Below are 3079 nucleotides of genomic sequence, written 5' to 3' on the forward strand. Positions count from 1 at the left end.
CGCTGCTGCGGGGTCGCGCTTGAAGCAACCACGCGAAAATTGACCTTGCATCCTAGGCTGTGAGACAGGCGTCGCAAACGTAGTAATTATTCTATGGATAGTGCGCGCGATTTCATATCGATCGGAAGGATCGGCTTACGCTGAGATGTTCAGGCGGAGCCCATGGAAGCGGCAAACCGAACAGGAAAGTCGCGCACCCACTAAAATCCTTGGAGAGGACACATTTTCCAAGGTGGGCATCTGGCCGAGCATCAACAAGGTTTTATTCTGACGCGTCATTGGCGGGACACCGCCGATGGGACGGAGGTCGAATTCTGGCTGGCGACGGATGAGGGTCCCCGCCACCTGCGGCTGCGCCCGCAGGATTCGGTTGCGTTCATTCCGGCCGAACAACGCGAGCGTGCCGAAACCGTTTTGCAGCGCGAGAAGCAGGTGGAACTCCGGGCGCTGGATCTCGTTGACTTCAGCCATCGGCCGGTGTTGGGCCTTTATTGCAAGCAGTATCGGCAATTGACGGGGCTGGAGAGGCGCTTGAAGCAGGGCGGCGTTGATGTGTACGAAGCCGATGTCTTTCCGCCGGACCGCTACATGATGGAGCGGTTTATCACGGCGCCGGTGGTATTTACCGGCGAGTCGCATGAAGACGGCCCGCTTCTGAACAGCGAGTTGAAGCCCGCGTCGGGTTACCGGCCGAAGTTGAAACTGGTGTCGCTCGATATAGAAACCAGCGCCAAAGCCGAACTGTATTCCATTGCACTCGAAGGCTGCGGTGAGCGTCAGGTTTACATGCTGGGGCCGCCCAACGGCGACAGCAACGGCATCGACTTCAAACTCGAATATTGCGCAAGCCGCCCTCTCCTGCTGGAAAAACTCAACGAGTGGCTTGAGAAGCATGATCCGGATGCGATCATCGGCTGGAACCTGGTTCAGTTCGATCTGCGCGTATTGCAGGAACACTCGCAGCTTTACCAAATTCCACTGCGGCTGGGTCGCGGCGGGAGCGTGATGGAATGGCGGCAGCATGGGCTCACTCAAAACCATTTCTTCGCGGGCGCAGCGGGACGATTGCTGATCGATGGGATTGAAGCACTCAGGTCGGCAACATGGAGCTTCCCTTCATTCAGCCTCGAGTATGTCGCGCAGACCGTGCTCGGTGAAGGCAAGGCCATCGATAACCCGTACCAGCGAATGGACGAAATCCAGCGTCGCTTCGATGAGGACAAGCCCGCCCTAGCGCGCTACAACCTGAAGGATTGCGAGCTGGTAACACGGGTCTTCGCGAAGACGGAGCTGCTGCCCTTTTTGCTCGAACGCGCGACGGTCACGGGTCTGCCCGCTGATCGAAGCGGTGGGTCGGTGGCCGCTTTTACGCACTTGTATATGCCGCGAATGCATCGGCAAGGTTTCGTCGCGCCCAATCTGGGTGATGTCGCCGGCGCGGCCAGCCCCGGCGGATTCGTGATGAATTCGCGTCCCGGTCTTTACGATTCCGTTCTGGTGCTCGACTATAAAAGCCTGTACCCATCGATCATTCGTACCTTCCTTATCGATCCTGTGGGACTAGTGGATGGTTTGCAATATCCCGACGATGAGCACTCGGTACCGGGTTTTCTCGGTGCGCGTTTCTCACGCACACGTCATAGTTTGCCGGCCATCGTTGATCAGGTGTGGAAAGGACGCGAGGAAGCCAAGCGCGAGCACAACAAGCCGCTTTCGCAAGCGTTGAAGATCATCATGAACGCGTTCTATGGCGTGCTGGGTTCAACGGGATGCCGCTTCTTCGACCCTCGCCTTGCGTCGTCGATCACCGTGCGGGGCCATGAAATCATGCGCAAGACGCGTGAGCTGATTGAAACCGAAGGATACGAAGTGATCTATGGCGATACGGATTCAACGTTCGTCTGGCTGAAGCACGCTCGCAGCGAGGAAGAAGCGGCGCGTATTGGCGGGCTGCTCGTCGAACATGTGAATGCGTGGTGGCAGGATCATGTGCGAGAGCGCTTCGGCCTGGAGAGCGCGCTGGAGTTGCAATTCGAACGGCACTATAAACGGTTTTTCATGCCCACCATTCGCGGTGCGGAAGAAGGCAGCAAGAAGCGCTATGCCGGCCTTAGCCTTCTGCCTGACGGTAGCGAAGAGGTGGTCTACAAGGGCCTTGAAACGGTTCGCAGCGACTGGACGCCGCTCGCGCAGCAGTTCCAGCGCGACCTGTATTTGCGAATCTTCAAGGGTGAGCCGTATCAAGAATATGTACGCGACTATGTGCGTCGTACGCTAAGCGGCGAATTTGACGAGCTGCTTGTGTATAGAAAGCGCCTTCGCCGACCGCTGGATGCGTATGAGCGCAACGTGCCGCCGCACGTGCGCGCGGCTCGCATGGCCGATGAATTCAACCGCGAGCGCGGGCGGCCGTTGCAGTATCAACGTGGCGGCTGGATCAGCTATGTGATGACCAGCGCGGGACCGGAACCGCTTGAAACCTTGCAGGCTGCCATTGACTACGATCACTACTTGACGAAGCAATTGCAGCCTATTGCCGACGCTATCTTGCCGCTTCTGCAAAGCGACTTCCAGGCGTTGATTTCTGGGCAGCACGAGCTGTTCTAGCTAAGAAGATATCCACAGAAATTGTTGGCAAGGCTGTGGGGAAATTCATTGCGCGGAGCAGTACAGATTAGTCATGCACCGAGGTCAACTTTCCGCGTTGTGACCGTTGCCTGCTGGTTAGGCGGATGTCACCATAGGTGCCGGTTTTATGCGCTTCGGCGCGTGCTTGCGCGCCTGCCAGAGATCGTAGTCGAGTTGCATACCAAGCCACAGATCAGCTCGCCCTCCGCGCTCCACACCCAGCCACTGCTCAATGCGCAACGCCATTTCAGGAGTGATCCCGCCGCGCTCGTTGAGCAGACGGGACAAGGTCACACGGGACACACCAAGTTGCTCGGCAGCCTCGGTAACCGTCAGGTTCAGTGCAGGCAGCACATCTTCCCGGAGGATTGCCGCAGGATGCGGTGGATTAAACATATTAGACATAGCTTTCGTCACTATGAGACTTCAATGTAAAGCCCGATGTGACCGG

The 3079-nt window shown here is 57.5% G+C and carries 2 protein-coding genes; one reads left to right on the plus strand and one right to left on the minus strand.

Going from position 1 to position 3079, the window contains the following annotated elements:
- The first annotated feature begins 240 nt into the window (after positions 1–240).
- A complete protein-coding gene (locus tag JWR14_RS36655; protein WP_299719355.1) occupies positions 241–2607 on the plus strand; it encodes a DNA polymerase II in 2367 nt (788 codons plus the stop codon).
- A 117-nt stretch (positions 2608–2724) separates the two neighbouring features.
- On the opposite strand, the gene JWR14_RS36660 is transcribed toward JWR14_RS36655, so the two are convergent.
- Entirely contained in the window at positions 2725–3033 is a 309-nt protein-coding gene (locus tag JWR14_RS36660) for a HigA family addiction module antitoxin (protein WP_299719353.1), read from the minus strand.
- Positions 3034–3079 lie beyond the last annotated feature (46 nt).

The organism is Caballeronia sp. (assembly GCF_028292365.1).
Classification (GTDB): Bacteria; Pseudomonadota; Gammaproteobacteria; order Burkholderiales; family Burkholderiaceae; genus Caballeronia.

What these genes read in the sequence shown, in the direction of transcription:
- JWR14_RS36660 (WP_299719353.1), bottom strand. Translation starts at nt 3,033, where the DNA reads ATGTCTAATATGTTTAATCCACCGCATCCTGCGGCAATCCTCCGGGAA.